We start from the raw sequence: 19,221 nt of genomic DNA, 5'->3' as shown, positions 1-19,221 counted from the left end.
TGCTATTTTTTGAAAAAGATACCTCTGAAGCGAAAGTAAAGGTAAACAGGAACACCTAGCATTAAGAAGTAAAATACTTGATTGCCGTAAAAAAGATAGCCAACAAACCCGCCGAGGAGGATCACAGCAATGACAAGCTGAAGGAGCGACGTGGAATAATTGGTGCCCGTAAACGATGAGCCAGTTTTTCTTCTGAATGCTCCGGCAATGCTGGAGGTAGTGCCACTTTCGGCATCCTCATTCATCTCATTCTTTATTTTTCTGGTACGCTCTTCGATATCTTCCTTGACAGGGTCATAGTGTCTTGGTGTATAATCAAAGTTCTTATACCTTGGCAGGCGAATAATTGAAGGAATTCTCATAATAAAGCAGGTCTTCCGTTCTTCAAAATTTGGTACCGCTTTTGCTACTGTGTGCAGAAGGGTGAATAAATTCTTTACGTTTTAAAACAAAGTTAGGTTATATTTTAGGATTAACACAGATCAAAAGATCAATGTTCCAAAAACTTTACCCGGCCTCAATAACGCTACTTTGCCTGGTGCTGATGCACCTCGGTGGCGGGGCGTATGCATGGGGTGAGCAGGAAGTTTTCGGTGAAATAGTAACACAGAGGTGGATGTTAACGCTGGAGGAGGTTGATAGAAGATCACAAAACGACTCTGTTGTAAAGTTTTTGAATCAAAATCAACTGGGGGGTATTTTATATCAGTCGCACCACTCCCTTTCCGAAATTGCAGCCCATATCGCCTTGGTTGAAGGAGGGACACCGCAGCAGCTGCTGATAGGGCTCAATCTCAGTGCCGCTGATCAAAAAACCTATCGCAACCTTGGGCTCACGCCGCCATCGGTGCTGGCAGCAGTGGCGGGCGACGACTTGATACGTACGGCAGCCTCACGTGACGCAGTTCTGTTACGTGCTGCAGGCATTGACTTTGTGATGGTAGACCTCTTTCGGCTTTCTTTTTGGCAAGGCTATGGCGAGGAGCCCGAAGCTGTAAAACAGTCTGCAGTTGCTTATCTGAAAGCTCTCGCTGAAGGGGGAATTGATGTTGTCGGTAATTTCTCATCCAGTGCGTTTGGTGAATTAAGACTTCCTTTAACCGAAGAACTCAGCCTGTACAAGGAGGCCGAAATTAGGGGGGTCAATATTAGTTCTCTCCAAAATCAGCCAGTGGCTTTCGAAAACGGCTACGAAGCGACTAAATTCCTGGCTAAGGAGTTTAGCTACCATCCAATCACATTCGCCTATTACCCTTCAGAAAAGGCCTGGAGTCAAGACTTGAAGAACCCTGTTGCTGATTTTCTTTTCGTGTCGCCAGGGCAGGCATTTCACGAGTCAGCAAGGCTTGCTGATGCCAAGATTAAATACAAAAAACAAAAAGCAGTAGCCGGGAAAATCTCGCAATGGAAGTTGCAGCGGCTCCTGCTCCGAAGCCAGCCTGAGGAGGTTATGGCAGCCGCAGGCAACGCAGCTGAAAGGTCATTTGCTTTTCAACTGAATTTGAAGTCTGCCACGCTTCTTGCCAATGCTGAGGCCTTGATTCCGTTCAAAAAACTGGAAAATCAATCTTTTGCAACATCTTCTTTTGGCGACGTGAGCAAGGATTTTCTTGAGCATATGCACAAGTATGCGTCCGTAACAGAATTTGCCTTTCCCATGGGGCTGATGAGCGCAGAAATGCCAGCCTGGCAAATCGCTCATTTCGACAATTACATCGCCGCTATCGACCTGGCGTGGTTCGATGCTCTGAGCCACCAGGAGCAAGCCAGGCTGCTGGGTTTTTTGGTCAAGCTGCAAAAAGAGCGGACGAAGGTTACGCTGGTGCTTTTGGGGTTGAGCGAAAACCTTGAGTTGTTTGTGGGCATTGAGCACATAAGCTACCACCCTGTGGGCGGTGAACAGGCAGAGCGACTGGCACCGCAGCTTCTTTTCGGAGCCTATGGTTATTCCGGTAAATGGAATGGAGCGAAAGAGCTTTTTGCTGCCGCATCGTCTACGGAACCGCTGGCCAGACTAAAGTATGGAGAACCATGGATGAGAACCATCAAGGGCCTCGATGTGGTGGACAGCATTGCGATAAAAGCCATAGCCGATAAAGCCACTCCCGGCTGTCAGATTTTAGTAGCCAAAGGTGGCGTGGTGCTTTACGAAAAGGCCTTTGGCTACCTGAGCTACGACAGCCTGATGCCTGTTACCAACGAGACACTTTATGACCTTGCTTCGTTAACCAAGGTGAGTGCTACTTTACAGGCGTTGATGATTTTGGTGGATCAGGGAAAGATCGATATTAAATCCAACCTTGGAGCCTACATCAAAAGTACGCTAGGCACAAACAAAGAGAGGCTGATTGTGGAGGATGTGCTGCTTCATCAGGCGGGGCTAAAGCCCTACATTCCTTTTTGGCAGCGATCCTACGAAAGTAAAAGAAAGAAGATACTTGATCCCATGTTCTTCAACGCCTCCGCCGGCGAGGAATTTTCCATGGAGATTCTGCCTGGCATGTACTCAACTCCGGCCATGAAGGACTCTGTTTGGCGATGGACTTTACAGACGGATTTGATGACCTTAGGGCCGAAAGATTCCGTTTATACCTATAAATACAGTGACCTTGGGTTCATGATCATCCAAAAGCTCGTAGAGGAAGTGACAGGAATGCCACTCGACGAGTTTGTGAGCAGAGAGGTGTACAAGCCTCTTGGTATGGATCGGCTTTGTTTCCAGCCTTTGTGCAGTTATCCTTACCAGTCGATCGCACCCACTGAGCTCGACTTCTATTTCAGAAAAAACATGGTGTGGGGAACAGTGCACGATGAAAACGCAGCAATAATGGGTGGAGTAGCCGGGCATGCCGGCCTGTTTGGCAATGCCAATTCGCTGGCGATTTTGCTTCAAATGCACCTTCAAAAAGGGTACTATGGGGGTAAGCAATATGTTGACAATAAGACAGTTGACATGTTTACCAGACGCCTCTCTAACAATGCTCCACGGGCATTGGGCTGGGACATGAAAGACCTCTCTTTTACGAGAAATAATACTTCTTTTTGGAGTTCTGAAACTACTTATGGCCATACCGGGTTTACTGGTACGGCGGTGTGGGTAGATCCGGAAATGGAACTGATTTATATCTTCCTTTCCAACAGGGTTCACCCGGACGCTCACAATAACAAACTCGTAGAATCGAATATACGTACAAGAATCCAGGACGTAATCTATCAGTCGCTAGGTTGGCAGCTTACTTCCGGTGAATAGTTAGCAAGAGATATGAACATCGGAATAGTATGTTATCCCACCTTTGGTGGTAGCGGAGTGGTGGCCACCGAGCTTGGAAAGGCCCTGGCCAAAGAAGGGCACAGGATTCACTTCATTACTTATTCACAACCCACACGACTTGATTTCTTTAACGAGAATCTTTTCTACCACGAGGTAGACGTGCAGTCATATCCCCTGTTCCAGTATCCGCCCTATGAGTTGGCGTTGGCCAGTAAGATGGTAGAGGTTGTGCAGTTCGAGAAGTTGGATTTGTTGCATGTGCACTACGCTATTCCTCATGCGTCGGCCGCTTACATGGCTAAGCAGATACTGCGAGTTAAGGGGATAGAAATACCAGTGATTACGACGCTGCATGGTACTGATATTACGCTGGTTGGCAAAGATCCCTCCTATGAGCCCGTGGTCACGTTTTCGATTAATCAGTCCGATGGGGTAACAGCTGTTTCAAGCTCGCTGCGGGATGAAACATATGAGCATTTTGCTATCACCAAGGAGATCGAGGTAATCCCCAATTTTATCGACCTCGAGCGATTCAAGAAGCAAAAAAAGGATCATTTTAAGCAAGCAATATGTCCTAACGGAGAGAAACTGGTGGTGCACACTTCCAATTTCAGAAAAGTAAAACGGGTGGAGGATGTGATAAAAATCTTCATTGGTATTAGAAAGGAGATGCCGGCAAAGCTCCTGATGGTGGGTGATGGCCCTGAAAGAAGCAAGGCAGAAGCACTTTGCCGTGAAACCTGTTCATTTGAGGACACCAGGTTTCTCGGCAAGCTTGATCATGTGGAGGAAGTACTGTCAGTGGCGGATCTGTTTCTGATGCCTTCTGAAAAGGAGAGCTTCGGCCTGGCAGCGTTGGAGGCAATGGCATGCGAAGTCCCTGTGGTGTCATCAAATACAGGCGGCCTCACAGAGCTCAATATTGATGGTGTTTCCGGGTTTACCTGTGATATAGGTGATATCGAAAGCATGACTAAAAAATCGCTTCACATTTTGAAGGACGAAAACTTACCCAGCTTCAAGGAAGGTGCACTTAAGCGTGCTAAGGAGTTTGACATAACCAATATTCTTCCCATGTATGAATCATTTTATAACAAAATCGTGGAATCTTTCAAAATAAGTGCGGTATAGTGGAATTTAAGGGGGTAGGAATTTTGTTGTAAATCGAGCCAATTTTCGAGCGAAAAATAAATTATTGTTGGGATAAGAAGTAAGGAAAAATGCCTGCAAGCGTTAGATCGAAGGTAAAACCGAACAACAGTGGCACCACGCAGCTTTTTAAAAACCCTGTTCTTGAAAGACTGACAAGGGCCCACTATTCAGTAACACTTGGGATACTCTGCTCAATAGCTGCTTTTTTGTTGTACTGGTCGGCCATGGAAATAGGGTTTTCTATCACCCAGATTGCCAGCTTGTTTGCTGCTGGCTACTTCAGCTGGACACTGGCTGAGTACCTGTTGCACCGCTTTGTGTTTCATATGGCACCGACTAACAAGATCAAGAATGCCATTCAATACACTTTACACGGTGTTCATCACGAATATCCTAAGGATAAATCAAGGGTTGTAATGCCGCCGGCCGGCGCATTAATGATAGGAGGTGTACTTTTTGTGATCTTCTGGATTCCGATGCAACAATACGCATTTGCGTTTGTTCCGGGCTTTTTACTTGGGTATGTGACCTATGCCTTTATGCACTATGCCATACATGCCTATCAGCCTCCGAAAAACTTTCTGAAGGTATTGTGGGTCAACCACGGCATACACCATTATAAGGACGACGACCGTGGGTTCGGCGTTTCATCCCCATTTTGGGATTTTGTGTTTGGAACCTTGCCAAAAAAGTAGTCAATGAAGGCCGCACTAAGCGACCTTCATTTTGAAGTTAAACATTCACCAATAGTCAATGTGTACTATAGTGGTGGTGTTTGTTAGTCTCAGTACCTTTTTGATCTGAATGCGCTAAAAACTTGTAGAACAGGTCTTTAACGAGTGTAAAAAAGAATCTTCTTCTGCCTTTCATAGTTATAATGCTCAAATGGGATAAATAAGTTAAAGCATTACTTTAAGTATTCAAAATTATTAAAGGAGAAAAATATTAATTCAATATTTAAAGTTCAATTTAATATTTAATTAATACAAATTATAATGACCATCGATTCGAGCAGCACAAGTTATTTTGTGTTAAGGACTGAATCAATAACTTTAATTGTTGGTTAATGGTTATAACGAAAAGGAACACATGATAGGCTACCGCTTTACTGACTATATACCCTCCAAGGACGAAGAGAAGACCGAATTTGAGAACTTGCTCAACATTTTCCATCAGCTCCTGGTGATTACATCGGGGGATGTTTCGGAGGCTTTGAGTTGGTTGACCAACCTCGACAAACAATATTCCATCACAAATCCTGACTACGGCATAGGAGATTTTATAGATGACCTTAAGAACAAAGGGTTTATTACCGATAAGACACCAGACGGCGAGTTTAAGATAACGGCGAAATCGGAAAGAGCCATTCGAAAAAATTCTCTGGAGGAAATTTTCGGAAAGCTAAAAAAATCGGGCAAGGGAAACCATGCAACGCCTATGCCGGGTCATGGAGATGAGCCAGGTACCGATAGGAGAGAATTTCAATTTGGGGACACCCTCGAGCAGATTTCACTTACCGATTCTATTAAGAATGCACAAATCAACCACGGGTTTTCTGATTTCAGGCTGACTGAAGACGACCTGGAGATTGTTGAAACAGAATACAAGACGCAGACCAGCACCGTGCTGATGATAGATATCAGCCATTCGATGATCTTATACGGCGAGGACAGGATTACGCCGGCAAAAAAAGTGGCAATGGCGCTCTCTGAGCTGATCATGCACAAATACAAAAAAGACACACTGGACATACTCGTGTTTGGCAACGATGCCTGGCAGATTGACATTAAGGACTTGCCGTACCTTAGCGTAGGGCCTTACCACACCAACACTGTGGCTGGGCTTGAGTTGGCAATGGACTTGCTACGGAGAAGAAAAAATAAGAACAAGCAGATATTCATGATCACAGATGGGAAACCCACCTGTATCAAGCAAGGCATTAAGTACTACAAGAATAGCTTTGGCCTTGACCCAAAGATTTTGAACAGAACATTAGATTTGGCGGCTGCCTGCCGCAAACTCAATATCCCTATCACCACCTTCATGATCGCTTCCGACCCATATTTAAAGCAATTTGTCAAGGAGTTTACTATGGTCAACAATGGCAATGCTTACTATAGCAGCCTTAAAGGACTTGGGGAGCTCATATTTGAAGACTACCGCCGGAACAAAAAGAAAAGATTTTAACCAACCAGAAAATTAGTAAGCACAAATGAAATATAGGGATCTCTCCTTCGCACAACTACGCAAAATACATACACTCGGCGAGCTCAAGGCATGTGGCTACCAACCCGAATCCATCAAAGACGAGCTCAGGCGCAATTTGATCGCCAGGCTCAAAGCCAAAAAGAGCGTTTTTGAAGGGATATGGGGTTATGAAGAAACGGTGATTCCCGATGTGGAAAGAGCCATTTTATCGAGGCACAATATTAACTTCCTCGGGCTAAGGGGGCAGGCCAAGACAAGAATGGCCCGCCAAATGATCGAGCTGCTGGACGAATACATTCCGGTGATTGAGGGAGCAGATTTGAATGACGATCCCCTGAACCCGATTTCGAGGTTTGCCAAAGACCTGGTGGCTGAGCACGGAGACAAGACACCCGTTAGCTGGCTGCACCGGGATGAAAGATATACAGAGAAGCTGGCAACACCCGACGTGACCATTGCCGACTTGATTGGAGACGTGGATCCGATAAAAGCTGCTTCGCTGAAGCTTCCTTATTCGGACGAGAGAGTGATTCATCATGGACTTGTGCCAAGGTCGCACAGGGGAATTTTTGTGATCAATGAGCTTCCTGACTTACAAGCCAGGATACAAGTAGCGCTTTTCAATATCCTTCAGGAGGGCGATATCCAGATTCGTGGTTTTAAACTAAGGCTGCCTTTGGATATTCAGTTTGTATTCACGGCCAATCCTGAAGACTATACCAACAGAGGAAGTATAGTGACACCGCTGAAGGACAGGATTGACAGCCAGATTATTACTCACTATCCTAAATCTATTGAGATAGGACGGAAGATAACCGATCAGGAAGCAAGGGTCTTAAAAGAGCAGCTGGATGTTGTGAGTGCCGGAGAGTTGGCTAAAAATCTGATTGAGCAGATAGCGTTTGAAGCACGCTCCAGCGAGTATGTGGATGCGAAGAGTGGCGTGTCGGCCAGGTTGACTATTTCTGCCATGGAAAACATGTACAGTTCGGCAGAAAGAAGGGCACTGATTAACGGTGAGAAGTCCACCAATGTGAGAGTGGGCGATTTTGTTGGCGTGCTTCCTTCTATTACCGGAAAAGTGGAGCTCGTATATGAAGGCGAGCAGGAGGGCCCTGGTATAGTGGCACAGAACCTGGTGGGTAAGGCGATCAGGAGCCAGTTTTTGCTTTACTTCCCAAATCCGGAAGAAATTAGAAAGAAAAGAAACGCCCCCAACCCGTACAAAGCGATCACTGATTGGTTTGGTGAGGGTAATATGGTCGACTTGCTAAATGAGTCTACTGAGAAGGAGCATCGCAAGTTGCTTGAGGGAGTGCCCGGACTAAAGGAGCTGGTGAAGGAATACCATAAGCAAGCAGACGACAAGCTGAAATACTTTTTGATGGAGTTTGCCCTCCATGGCCTGGCCGAATTCAGCCAGCTTTCCAAGCACCATCTGGCCACAGGCACGTCGTTCAAAGATTTGCTGAGCAGCATGTTCAGCATGCCTGGCCCTGGCGAGGAAGATGATGAGGATGACGATTTTAATACATAATATTAAGGCTGATATTGATTCAGTTGTATCATGCCGGTGTCACTTCAGGAAATTAAAAGACTTGTTAGGAGGGGAGAGGGTCAGCAGATAGAGTTCAAGCGGAAGGTGGCCCATCCGGAAAAGATTGTACGGGAGATTGTGGCCTTTGCCAATGCCGACGGAGGTTATTTACTTGTTGGCATTAGCGATGAGGGGGGCATTCCCGGGTTAAAATATGCTGAAGAGCATGATTACCTGCTGAAAAAGGCGATTGATGAGTTGTGCAGACCAACTCTTGACTATAAGTCGGAGATAGTGCCCATTGACGACAATTTGGGGGTGCTCTATTATTTCATCAAGCCAAGCAGAAGGCGCCCGCATTATGCGCTTGCCGACACGACACAAGCTTTTGGCAAGGCCTATATCAGAGTGGGTGACAAAAGTATTCAGGCCAGTGATGAGATGCGCCAAATTTTGAAGCGGAGTCGGCGAACAAAAAACATCAAGTTTACCTATGGTGAGAATGAAAAAAAGCTGATGGAGCATTTCAAATTCAACAAGACGATTACCCTTTCTGAGTTTGCATCAGTAGCAAAAATCCCTGTCATCATTGCCTCCAGAACATTGGTGCGGTTGTGTCTTGCCAATGTGCTAACAATTCAACCCCTCGAAAAAGGAGATTTGTTCACGCTGAAGGAGAGCTTTTGAGCCTTCACTTAATACCTAAAGAAAAGGAATGTACATGTCTATGCCACTGACAGATAAGAGTTTCTGTGGTCAATCCAGGTGGTATGGAACGTTGAGTGAAGTCAAAAAAAATGACAAATTTTTTATAAAGTTAACTTAGAGATTTAGGCATTTATCATTAACCTTAAAGCAACTTGTATTGTTGGTTTTTTTGATAAAGTACACATGGCTAAAGCATCGAAGGAAGGGAAAGTTTTTGTACTCGACACATCAGTTATTCTTTATTCTCACGACTCAATCATGAACTTTGCAGAGCACGATGTGGCCATCCCCATCACCGTGCTGGAAGAGCTTGATAATTTCAAAAAGGGGAACGACACCAAGAATTTTGAGGCCCGGGAGTTCATCAGGCTGATAGATACGTTGTCGGAGAATTACATGCTACAGGATTGGATTCCACTGAACGGCAAGACAAAGGGCAAGTTTAAAGTGGTGATGCAGAGCAACCCGGAAGTAGATGCGGAAAAGGTGTTTGACGAACCAAAAGCTGACCATAAGATTCTGAACGCCGCTCTGACATTGAAAAGGGAGGAAAAAACGAAGAAGGTGATACTTGTCAGCAAGGATATCAACCTGAGGCTGAAGGCCAAGTCGCTGGGATTGCTGGCAGAAGACTATGAAACCGGCAAAATTAAGAATGTAAGCGATCTATATACAGGCAAGTCGATCATCGAAAACATAGACCCCGACCACATCAGTAAGTTGTATGAAGAAAATGTGATTGACAGAAAGGAGATTCTGAAGGGGGTTAAGCCCACTGCCAATAACTACTTCATTCTGAAAAGCGATAAGAACTCGATTCTTTCCACTTATAACCCCAACTCAAAGAATGTGGAGAAGGTGGATAAAGTGCCCGTGTATGGCATTAAGCCCCGTAATGCGGAGCAGACCTTTGCCATCCACGCTATTATGAACCCAGAGGTAAGGCTTGTGTCCATCACGGGGGTGGCTGGCACAGGCAAAACCTTGCTTGCGTTGGCTGGCGCTTTGGAGCAGAAACGAAACTACAAGCAGATTTATCTGGCCCGCCCAATCGTTCCGCTGAGCAACAAGGACATCGGCTACCTGCCGGGCGACATCAAATCAAAGCTCAACCCTTACATGGAGCCACTGTGGGACAACCTCAAATTTATTCAGAACCAGTTTAGCGAGTCAGATAAGGAATACTCCCGGATAACGGATATGGTGAATCAGGAGAAACTGGTAATTACGCCGTTGGCATATATCAGAGGTAGAAGCTTGTCCAATATTTTCTTCATTGTGGACGAAGCACAAAACCTGACGCCCCATGAAGTGAAAACTATCATTACCCGGGCAGGAGAAAACACGAAAATTATTTTCACCGGCGATATCTATCAGATTGATACACCGTATCTCGATTCGCAAAGCAACGGATTGTCATACCTCATCGATAGAATCAAAGACCATCCTCTTTATGCGCACGTTACCCTTGAGAAGGGGGAAAGATCAGAACTGGCGAATATTGCGAATCAGCTATTGTAGCATGCCAGATGGATTTGGGCATGCCGACTACCCAATACAATAGTCGGCAATTGGCATTCTGGCCTAATAAAGTCCACACAAAGTGATTTCGGCAAGTTTTAGTAGGCTTCGGTAGAATAGCAGGCTCATTTTAGCTCCAAATTGATCGGAAAAGATAGAACAATGTGCCCGCCAGCATGAATACAACCGGAAACGTTAGCAGCCAGGCAATAGCCATGCTCTTAATTGTGCCCATTTGCAGATTTTTCAAACCTTTACTTGCCACCATACTGCCAGCGATGCCCGAGCTGAGCACTTGAGTAGTACTAACGGGAAGCCCAAGGAAAGTAGACATACCTATAGTGCTGGCGGCAACTATTTCGGCTGAAGCTCCCTGTGCATAAGTAAGGTGCTGCTTCCCGATTTTTTCTCCAATAGTAACTACGATGCGCTTCCAGCCGATCATGGTGCCTGTGCCCAAAGAAAGAGATACCATAATCAAAACCCAAAAAGGAACGTAGTCGGTGGCGCTAACAATGGTTTTTTTGTGAAAGCTCAGGTTTTTCTTTTGTGCCGTTGTCAGGTCGAATTTGTGGTTTTTTTCAAACCTATCCAGATTTCTTCGCTCAGTGATTATCACTTTTCGAACCTCAAATTTGGAGTTTGCAACATTATTTGGGATGTCGTCCAATTGCCTGGCAAGCAATGTAAACCGACTGCTGAGCAATGCCGCTTCTGCCGCTCTCGGCGAAGATGCTGATGATTGTGCAGCGATTTCGCTCAATTCTGTTGCCAGGTGCGTTGAGGCACTTTTAACATCAGGAAGTTTCATTTGGGGGTTGAGTGCAAACTGTAGTGGCACCAGACCGATTAATATTAGCATTATTACGCCAACTCCCTTCTGTCCATCGTTGGATCCGTGAAAGAAACTAACCGATGTGCAGGTAAAAACAAGAATAGCCCTGATCCACAGCGGAGGCACTTCTTTCTTTTTTGGCTCCTCAAACAATTTTTTGCCTTTTGTAAACCAACGAAGAATGAACATCAGCAGGATTGTAAAGGCAAACCCAAAAAAGGGAGAGATGAGCAAAGAGCTGCCGACTTCAATGGCTTTGTCCCAGTTAACGGCTGTGCCGCTGGCACCAGGTAGAATAGAATGGGCAACGCCAACTCCAAGAATGGCAGCTACCAGCGTGTGCGAACTGGAGCAGGGAATGCCCAGGTACCAGGTGGAGAAGTTCCAAACAATAGAAGAACCAAGCAAGGCGATGATCATGGCAACGGCGTGGTTGACCTGCTGATCAACCAGCAGCTCGACTGGTAGCAGGTACACAATTCCCATTGCCACGCCTATACCTCCTGCGAGCACGCCGGCAATATTCCACAAGCCAGACCATACGACTGCCGTCCAGGGTTTGAGTGTATTGGTGTAGATCACGGTCGCAACGGCATTGGCGGTATCGTGAAAGCCGTTGATAAACTCGAAAACAATAGCCGCCAGCAGGCAAAGAAAAAGCGTGCCAGCCAGCCAACTTTCCAGTCCAAAGATCATACTGCTTTTGGGATTTGTTGTAACGTTCTTTTTTGATAGGGCCTTATGATCAGCCGGATGCTTTTGGAGGAGCTGAGGTACGACCAGGCCCAACTAAAAAACACCACAAAACGACTCCTGAATTCGACGAGTGACATAATATGCACCACGCCCCAAATGAACCAGGCAAAAATCCCTTTGAAGTGGACTTTGCCGAAGTCTACAACAGCCTTGTTTTTCCCAATAGTGGCCATTGAACCCTTGTCGACATACTTAAATGGAATAGGATTTTTCCCGATGCTTCTTCGGCGGAAATTGTTTGCCAGCGACTTTGCTTGCTGCATGGCCACGGGCGCAACCATTGGGTGGGGGGTTGGCTGTTTGAAAGTGGAAACGCCAGCCACATCCCCAATGGCAAATATGCCTTTGTAGCCAACCACCTGAAGATACTGACCTACAGTCAGCCGGTTGCCTTTGGTAACGGAGCTTTTCAACAGTCCTGCCACTGGGTTACCCTTTACACCGGCGGTCCAGATCATGGAGCTAGACAAAATTTTTCTGCCGCCTTGCAAAGTGGCGTAACGACCGTCGTAGTTGGTTACGGTGGTATTCAGAAGTACCTGCACCCCTAATTTTTCCAAATACAATTTGGTTCGTTCGGACGATTTCTCGGACATCGATGGAAGTAGCCTTGCACCAGCCTCTATCAGGTAAATGTCCATTCGGCGGAAGTCAAGCTCCGTGTAGTCGCTTGGGTACACGTGATGCTTGAGTTCTGCCAGGGCTCCGGCAGTTTCTACGCCCGTGGGGCCGCCGCCAACCACGATCAGATCCAATAGACTTTCCTGGTCGTCCCCCGTTTCCATATTCACTGCTTCTTCAAGGTTCTGAAGAAACACGCTACGCAGATCGAGAGCCTCTGGGAGGTTTTTCATCGCAAGTGAATACTTTTCAACTTCGGAATTCCCAAAAAAATTGGTGACGGCGCCGGTGGCAATGACCAGATGGTCGTAAGATAAGTTTCCGATATTGGTTTCTACAACCTTGGTTTCAGCCGAAACCCAGGAGACTTCGGCCATCCGGAAGAAGAGGTTCGGGCTACTCTCAAAAAGCTCCCTGAAGGGCGAAGCAATATTTGAAGGCTCAAGCTGAGCAGTAGCTACCTGATAAAGCAGTGGCTGAAACACATGATAGTTATTTTTATCCAGCAGGACTACCTGATAAGGTTGCCCTTTGAGCTTTATGGCCAGTGTGAGACCGCCAAACCCTCCTCCGATAATCACGATTCTGGGAAGAGATGAGTCAGGAATATTGATTTTCATAAGGTTTACTTTAGAAGTTGATAAAGGTTGAGCTGTCTGCTATTCGTTGTCAATGGTAGGTTTGTCATGATCGTGTTTTTCGCCGATCCGGTGAAAGGTCTCGTTTCCCTCTTTCAAGTGTTTTCCCAGGAGGCTGCGCTTGCGTGAATAGAAGAAGTAGATTGCCAGGCCAAGAAGCAACCATATAAGCAACCTCAACCAGTTCTCCCATTCAAGGCTCAGCATCATTCCAAAGTTGAATACGATTCCCAAAATCGCTACTAAGGGTAGTGCTTTTACCCGAAACGGCCTCGGCAGATCAGGCTGGGTGTACCGCAATCGCCATACTGAAATACAAACCAGCACAAATGCCAATAGAGTACCGATGTTGACCAGTTTGGCAATAGTGTCGATGGGCGTAAAGCCTGCCACCAGGGCAATGAGTATGCCTACTAGTATTGAGCTGCGGCTTGGAGTTTTCAGTCTGGGATGAACATATGCGAATATTTTGGCAGGAAGGAGACCGTCCTTTGACATGGCCATCAGTATTCGGGTTTGGCCCATGGTCATTACCAGCAGTACAGACGTGAGACCAGCAACTGCGGCAATTGAGATGATCCACACCGCAAAGTTCATTCCTCTACCCATGAATGCTGCAGCGACTGGTGCAGCTTTATCTAGCAAGGTGTAGTTGACCATCCCTGTGACAACAAGAGAAACGGAAATATAGAGGATGGTGCAAATGACCAGGGAAGCAATGATTGCAAATGGCAAGTCTTTGGTCGGGTTTTTCGACTCAGCTGCCTGAGTAGCTACGGCATCGAAGCCAATATAGGCGAAGAAGATATAGGCTGCACCAGCTGTGATGCCTGCAAGCCCAAAGGCCATTACACCCTCTCCGTTGAGGCCTCTGGCAGGAATAAAAGGGCTCCAGTTAGCGGTATCTATGAAGAATACACCCGCCACAATAACGAAAAGCACCACACTGACCTTGATTGCAACCAACCACAGGTTAGTACCAGCTGCTTCTCTCACCCCAATGGTGATGATAGCTGTAACGATGAGCACAATAATAATAGCAGGAAGGTTAATTGCTAAAGAAATACCGAACACTTCGGGGAGAGCTAGCGAGGTATAGTGCTGCTCCAGCGCCGCCAGTGTGCCGTTATTGGAAGCCTCAGCTACCAGAGCCCTTGCTGTATGCAGATCGTTGCTTATCCATAGTGGTAAGTGAATATGCAGAAGGCCTAGTAGTTTCCCGAAGTATCCTGACCAGCCCACAGCTACAGTTGAAGCGGCCATGGCATATTCTAGTATCAAATCCCAGCCTATAATCCAGGCAAATAGCTCGCCAATGGTGGCATAGCTGTAGGAATAGGCCGAACCTTCCACCGGATAAATGGAAGCAAACTCTGCATAGCACAAGGCTGCAAAGGAGCAACCAAGTCCGGCGATAATAAACGATATAGCGAGTGCAGGGCCGGCATATTCTCTGGCCGCCAACCCGGTCATGACAAATATGCCTGCACCGATGATGGCACCAACGCCCATGGTTGTCAGGTTCCAGCGGCTAAGCACTCTCTTTAGCTGATTTGTTTTAATATCACTTGCTACCCATTCAGCGGGTTTTCGAGCAAATAGTTGATTGATCATTGGTTTAATTCAAGTTTTTTTGACCGCACACAAAGGTTTTTTTCCACTCTGCGTGTGAAGAGAAATCGATTTTTTGAGGGGTGTGTTTAAGGACTTCTTCTTTTTCAAATTCGAAGGAGGTGTGAGGGGCGTCCGAAGCTGGACGCCAAAGACATGCCGGAACGGCTTTGGGCTAGCAGTCGCTTGTAATAAAACAGCTCACTGCAATGAGTTGTCTTAGCCCTCGGAGGCAATTTGCTGATGACAACACTTGCAGTAATTAAAGATGACTGGCTACCAGCAATTGTGGCAATGTGTAGCCCGCTGAGAGAGTTGTTATTTCCTTTTTTGCAGATAGGCTCAAATTGTGAATCCACAAAGTGCATTTGATCGGAAAAGTTTTGCCGCACAATGCCCGAAAACCAAACAATTGTAAAAACGAGCAGCAACATTGCGGCCAGGGCACCTGGATTGTTTTCAAGCTGCCCACTTTGTGAGGTAATTAAGGACTCTTTTTTTAGGCTTTTCATCAGAACACCTATTTGAATCTCATTCGAAAGAAAAATGGGAACTATTGAGTTGAGGGCGTCCTGAGCCGTTAGGGGGCTTTAGTAAGGGAGTCGTTCAGCAGGTGATTCAATATCCCTTTGCTGCTGGCATATTCGGCAGGTAAAATCAAAAAGCTCTTAAAAGATGTCAATTGGAAATGCCCGGACGATCTACTGTAGAAACCAGTTACAGAATTTTGGAGATTGAGATGGGGAGCAACAAAAAATGAACCGTCCTTGCTTTGAATAAGCATTGTTGATTGAACAAACTTCGAAACAGATGAAAACTCTGTTTTGCCACCTAAAGTGGGTTTGTTGGCCACAAAAGTCAGGCACAGAAAACCTAAAACTAAAGCTGTTGTTGCGCAAACAGACCTCATACAGTTCTGAATCTGTTGTAAATCTAGAATAAAAAGGAAGGGGGAATTGAGGATGGCGATAAAATATTTTTCGTTTGTAAGGAAAGAGGAGAAAACTATTAGGGACTATCAAAGGATAAGTGTACCTTTTTTTAAAATGGAACATAATTTTATGCCATGGCACTACCGGATCTTCCGGATCGAGTACTTAACAGCTCTTTTCACCGAGGCTTTTTTGATAAAGGCCTGGGAGAAGTCGATTATCAGCAGCTTAGGATAATTAAAGTCTACTCCAGCAGATCATTGTTTGCTAAATCCTACGGATTCAAACTTGGTGCCCTGCGGCACCATTGCCGCTATACTTTTGATGAGCTTGGCATGGCTACTCAGTTCACTATTTTCGAAAGAGGCACCATTGAATTTGAACGCCGTATTGATTTCTACAGAAATAAGTTTACTCCGAACGACATTCTTATCAGCTTAGCTAACGCCATTTCAGGTATTTACAAAGTACCGGTTGGCGAGCTTTATTTCAATAGCACCGTTGGTGAGTATTTGGACGGATTGCCTTCCAGGCTTTTCGATTTTCTTGCCGACGACTGGAATATCGATCTTGGAGATAACCGGGAATTTGATGATTTTGAAGAACTTGTTGGGACGTTGGTGTTATTCCTTAAAGCGCAAAGGGTAAGAGACCCGAGGATGATGCGAAGCGGCAATTGATTATGCCTAGTAAGGGACTAGGTGTGCAGGTTTGTTCAGAAAGGGTAATTATAATTGGATGCTACGATTTCTACTACTAACGCTAACCGTATTCATTTTTTCATCTTTTTATTCGTTTGGGCAGCAGATTTCCGACGTAAGGATTGATGAAAAATTTGACAACGAATTACTGACGGACGTGCTCAGTCAAATTGAAGAAAATTCATCTGTTAAGTTTTTCTACGACCCTGCGTGGCTTGGAAATGTGCGTGTTTCTGGCGAGTACTCCGGTGCCTCGCTACGGTCGGCTTTGGAAGACTGGACAGCGAACACAAGACTCAACTATCATTTTTATGACGCCTACAATGTAGTCCTCTATCTCAGGAGCGACCTGCTTTCTACGCTGAATCTGGCAGGGCTCAAGGACACCGACTTTATCGTCGTTGGCGACTCTACAAATGCTGTTTCGGGTACCGCCGTTTCTGTGAGAGGCACCATTCGAAATGGTCAAACCAACGAGCCGCTTCTTGGAGCCAGTGTTTATGTGGATGAGCTGGCCAGTGGAACAGTGACGAATGCTGCGGGAAGGTTTAGCCTCCAGCTTTTGCCTGGTGACTATCATGTGAGAGTGAGTCACGTAACCCTCCAGCAGGAGGCCAAGCGGATGTTTGTTTTTGGCCCTGGGGAGTTTCAGTTGGATCTTTATGAAAAGACGATACAGCTGGAAGGCGTTACCATTGCAGGCCAAGCTCCTGATATCAACGTGAAGGGTATTCAGATGGGCACTGTGCAGCTACAGGTGGAAGATGTGAAAAAACTACCAGCATTTTTGGGAGAGGTCGATATTATTAAATCTCTCACGCTACTGCCAGGTGTGAGTACCGTTGGTGAAGGCACCACCGGGCTCAATGTGCGGGGCGGTACGGCCGATCAAAATCTCATTTTGCTTGACAAAGCCCCTGTGTACAACACTTCTCATCTTTTTGGCTTCTTTTCCATTTTCAGCCCTGATGCGACTGATGATGTGACTATTTACAAGGCGGGTATTCCTGCCAACCTTGGCAGCAGGGCTTCGTCGGTGGTGGAGGTAAAGCAAAAGTCGGGCAGCAAGGAGAAATTTGGCTCGCAAGGGGGGATCGGTTTGGTGGCAAGCCGACTAATGGTTGAAGGGCCAATCAAAGAAGGCAAGAGTAGCTTTATTGTGGCGGCCCGTAAGTCTTATGTCAACTATCTTTTCGATACTTTCATAAAAGTGGAGGAGCTTGTTGGGAACAAAGCTGGCTTCTGGGACTTGTCGGGCAAGCTGGACTTTTCGCTGACTGATCGCCTGTCGTTAAAGGCCTCAGGCTATGTAAGCAAAGACAATTTTACCATTGCTAACGAGTCGTCGTTCGACTATCAGAACGGACTCGGTTCAGCGGAGTTGGGATATGTGTTTTCGGAAAATTTGCTTGGCGGCTTATCGGTGGCTTACAGCGACTATCAATACCAATTGGGAGATCTTCAGCTGACTGACCCCTACAAGGTTTCGAGTGGCGTGGGGCAGCTTGATGTAAAGGCTGATGTAACCAAGTACACCGAAAGGCAGACGCTTCAATTTGGAGGCGGCACCACTTTTTATGATTTCAAGCCAGGCCATCGAAGTGGCATAAATGCTGACACGCAGATTACTCCTGTTGCTTTGCCGGAGCAGCAAAGCCAGGAAAGTTTTTTGTATGCAAACGACGAAATTAACCTGAACGAGACCTGGTCAGTGATGGTGGGGCTGCGTTATTCCATGTATCGCAGCTATGGCCCAGCCGACGTATTTGTGTATGCTGGAGAAAGGCCAGGAAGGACATCGACGCTGACGGATACTCTTCAGTTTTCGGGCAATGAAACCATCAAAACCTATTCAGGTCTGGAGCCCCGGCTGTCTCTCAGATATAGCCTCGATGAGGAGACTTCTTTGAAGGCCAGCTACAACCGGATTTATCAGTATATCCACCTGGTGTCGAATACGACAGCCATTACGCCGTATGACATCTGGATGGGAAGCAACTATTATTTAAAGCCGTTGATAGCTGACCAATATAGCATCGGCTACTTCAAAAACTATGAAGACAACACATGGGAGACCTCTGCTGAAGTATACTTTAAGAACATAGATAATCTGGTGGACTACAAGGATGGGGCTGATCTGGTGCTCAATCCTACCTTAGAAACGGAGCTCATTCAGGGCAAAGGCATGGCGTATGGCCTTGAGCTGCTGGTGAAGAGGAGCAAAGGCAAGCTCAACGGGTGGGCTAGCTACACCTATTCGAGAACGCTCAGGAAGATGGATGGCGTCGACAGTGAATCCACCATCAACAAGGGCAGCTGGTTTCCTTCGTACTATGACAAGCCCCATGATTTGACGCTCTCTGGCAGCTACAAAGCGACCAGAAGATGGACGATCAGTTCTAATTTTACCTACTCTACCGGGCGACCCTTTTCCGTTCCTGAAAATGGCTTTCTTTTCGACGGAGTGCTTGTGGGCAACTACACGGAGAGAAATAACGGGCGAATTCCCGACTACCACAGGCTCGATCTCGCCTTCACGCTCGACACCAGCCTGAAGATAGAGAAGCTTTGGGAGAGTAGCTGGACGTTCGCTGTCTACAATGTGTACGGGAGAAAAAATGCGTACAGCGTTTTCTTTAAAGACACAGCCGATGCCAGACCAACGGCCTACAAGCTGGCCATTTTGGGTGCCGCCTTTCCTTCCATCACCTACAACTTTAAGTTTTAGTC

The 19,221-nt window shown here is 46.3% G+C and carries 14 protein-coding genes; 9 read left to right on the top strand and 5 right to left on the bottom strand.

Going from position 1 to position 19,221, the window contains the following annotated elements; genetic code table 11:
- Positions 1-2 precede the first annotated feature (2 nt).
- Positions 3-362 carry a hypothetical protein gene (locus RIG68_RS04505; RefSeq protein ID WP_151998092.1) on the bottom strand — a complete coding sequence of 120 codons (360 nt, stop codon included), beginning with the start codon at positions 360-362 and terminating at the stop codon, positions 3-5.
- 131 nt (positions 363-493) lie between these two features.
- Here RIG68_RS04505 and RIG68_RS04500 point away from each other — a divergent pair, with 131 nt between their 5' ends.
- The 7 genes from RIG68_RS04500 to RIG68_RS04470 all read left to right on the top strand — a co-directional run bounded on the left by RIG68_RS04500 (position 494) and on the right by RIG68_RS04470 (position 10,397).
- Positions 494-3,250, top strand: a complete 2,757-nt coding sequence (locus RIG68_RS04500; RefSeq protein WP_350119129.1) for a serine hydrolase — start codon at positions 494-496, stop codon at positions 3,248-3,250.
- A 12-nt stretch (positions 3,251-3,262) separates the two neighbouring features.
- Positions 3,263-4,402 (top strand): N-acetyl-alpha-D-glucosaminyl L-malate synthase BshA, encoded by a 1,140-nt coding sequence (gene bshA / locus RIG68_RS04495; protein ID WP_350119126.1) that lies wholly within the window; start codon positions 3,263-3,265, stop codon positions 4,400-4,402.
- 89 nt (positions 4,403-4,491) lie between these two features.
- Positions 4,492-5,118, top strand: a complete 627-nt coding sequence (locus tag RIG68_RS04490; protein ID WP_350119123.1) for a sterol desaturase family protein — start codon at positions 4,492-4,494, stop codon at positions 5,116-5,118.
- 394 nt (positions 5,119-5,512) lie between these two features.
- Positions 5,513-6,610 carry a vWA domain-containing protein gene (locus tag RIG68_RS04485; RefSeq protein WP_350119120.1) on the top strand — a complete coding sequence of 366 codons (1,098 nt, stop codon included), beginning with the start codon at positions 5,513-5,515 and terminating at the stop codon, positions 6,608-6,610.
- 25 nt (positions 6,611-6,635) lie between these two features.
- Positions 6,636-8,168 (top strand): sigma 54-interacting transcriptional regulator, encoded by a 1,533-nt coding sequence (locus RIG68_RS04480; protein ID WP_350091817.1) that lies wholly within the window; start codon positions 6,636-6,638, stop codon positions 8,166-8,168.
- A 30-nt stretch (positions 8,169-8,198) separates the two neighbouring features.
- Positions 8,199-8,855, top strand: coding sequence for an AlbA family DNA-binding domain-containing protein (locus tag RIG68_RS04475; protein ID WP_350119117.1), 657 nt, complete (start codon positions 8,199-8,201; stop codon positions 8,853-8,855).
- A gap of 204 nt (positions 8,856-9,059) precedes the next feature.
- Positions 9,060-10,397, top strand: a complete 1,338-nt coding sequence (locus tag RIG68_RS04470) for a PhoH family protein (RefSeq protein WP_151998098.1) — start codon at positions 9,060-9,062, stop codon at positions 10,395-10,397.
- A 130-nt stretch (positions 10,398-10,527) separates the two neighbouring features.
- Here RIG68_RS04470 and RIG68_RS04465 read toward each other — a convergent pair whose 3' ends face one another.
- The 4 genes from RIG68_RS04465 to RIG68_RS04450 all read right to left on the bottom strand — a co-directional run bounded on the left by RIG68_RS04465 (position 10,528) and on the right by RIG68_RS04450 (position 15,370).
- A complete protein-coding gene (locus tag RIG68_RS04465) occupies positions 10,528-11,928 on the bottom strand; it encodes an inorganic phosphate transporter (protein ID WP_350119114.1) in 1,401 nt (466 codons plus the stop codon).
- Positions 11,925-13,229 carry an NAD(P)/FAD-dependent oxidoreductase gene (locus RIG68_RS04460; protein WP_350119111.1) on the bottom strand — a complete coding sequence of 435 codons (1,305 nt, stop codon included), beginning with the start codon at positions 13,227-13,229 and terminating at the stop codon, positions 11,925-11,927. Before RIG68_RS04460 ends, RIG68_RS04465 begins: the two co-directional genes overlap by 4 nt.
- A gap of 39 nt (positions 13,230-13,268) precedes the next feature.
- Positions 13,269-14,861: an amino acid permease gene (locus tag RIG68_RS04455; RefSeq protein WP_350119108.1), complete on the bottom strand. Its 1,593-nt coding sequence runs from the start codon at positions 14,859-14,861 to the stop codon at positions 13,269-13,271.
- A 104-nt stretch (positions 14,862-14,965) separates the two neighbouring features.
- A complete protein-coding gene (locus tag RIG68_RS04450; protein WP_350119105.1) occupies positions 14,966-15,370 on the bottom strand; it encodes a hypothetical protein in 405 nt (134 codons plus the stop codon).
- 554 nt (positions 15,371-15,924) lie between these two features.
- On the opposite strand from RIG68_RS04450, the gene RIG68_RS04445 reads away from it, so the two are divergent.
- Positions 15,925-16,470 (top strand): hypothetical protein, encoded by a 546-nt coding sequence (locus tag RIG68_RS04445; RefSeq protein ID WP_350119102.1) that lies wholly within the window; start codon positions 15,925-15,927, stop codon positions 16,468-16,470.
- A gap of 58 nt (positions 16,471-16,528) precedes the next feature.
- Positions 16,529-19,219 carry a TonB-dependent receptor domain-containing protein gene (locus tag RIG68_RS04440; RefSeq protein WP_350119099.1) on the top strand — a complete coding sequence of 897 codons (2,691 nt, stop codon included), beginning with the start codon at positions 16,529-16,531 and terminating at the stop codon, positions 19,217-19,219.
- The last annotated feature ends 2 nt before the right edge of the window (positions 19,220-19,221 follow it).

Source organism: Imperialibacter sp., from assembly GCF_040222385.1.
Taxonomy (GTDB): Bacteria; Bacteroidota; Bacteroidia; order Cytophagales; family Cyclobacteriaceae; genus Imperialibacter.
Note: the sequence above shows the minus strand (reverse complement) of the source record. Positions and strands in the feature narration are given on the sequence as shown.

Coding starts and splice junctions, on each gene's coding strand:
- RIG68_RS04470 (WP_151998098.1), top strand. CDS start 9,060: ATGGCTAAAGCATCGAAGGAAGGGAAAGTTTTTGTACTCGACACATCA.
- RIG68_RS04475 (WP_350119117.1), top strand. CDS start 8,199: ATGCCGGTGTCACTTCAGGAAATTAAAAGACTTGTTAGGAGGGGAGAG.
- RIG68_RS04490 (WP_350119123.1), top strand. CDS start 4,492: ATGCCTGCAAGCGTTAGATCGAAGGTAAAACCGAACAACAGTGGCACC.
- RIG68_RS04485 (WP_350119120.1), top strand. CDS start 5,513: ATGATAGGCTACCGCTTTACTGACTATATACCCTCCAAGGACGAAGAG.
- RIG68_RS04505 (WP_151998092.1), bottom strand. CDS start 362: ATGAGAATTCCTTCAATTATTCGCCTGCCAAGGTATAAGAACTTTGAT.
- bshA (WP_350119126.1), top strand. CDS start 3,263: ATGAACATCGGAATAGTATGTTATCCCACCTTTGGTGGTAGCGGAGTG.
- RIG68_RS04450 (WP_350119105.1), bottom strand. CDS start 15,370: ATGAAAAGCCTAAAAAAAGAGTCCTTAATTACCTCACAAAGTGGGCAG.
- RIG68_RS04500 (WP_350119129.1), top strand. CDS start 494: ATGTTCCAAAAACTTTACCCGGCCTCAATAACGCTACTTTGCCTGGTG.
- RIG68_RS04445 (WP_350119102.1), top strand. CDS start 15,925: ATGGCACTACCGGATCTTCCGGATCGAGTACTTAACAGCTCTTTTCAC.
- RIG68_RS04440 (WP_350119099.1), top strand. CDS start 16,529: ATGCTACGATTTCTACTACTAACGCTAACCGTATTCATTTTTTCATCT.
- RIG68_RS04480 (WP_350091817.1), top strand. CDS start 6,636: ATGAAATATAGGGATCTCTCCTTCGCACAACTACGCAAAATACATACA.
- RIG68_RS04460 (WP_350119111.1), bottom strand. CDS start 13,229: ATGAAAATCAATATTCCTGACTCATCTCTTCCCAGAATCGTGATTATC.
- RIG68_RS04455 (WP_350119108.1), bottom strand. CDS start 14,861: ATGATCAATCAACTATTTGCTCGAAAACCCGCTGAATGGGTAGCAAGT.
- RIG68_RS04465 (WP_350119114.1), bottom strand. CDS start 11,928: ATGATCTTTGGACTGGAAAGTTGGCTGGCTGGCACGCTTTTTCTTTGC.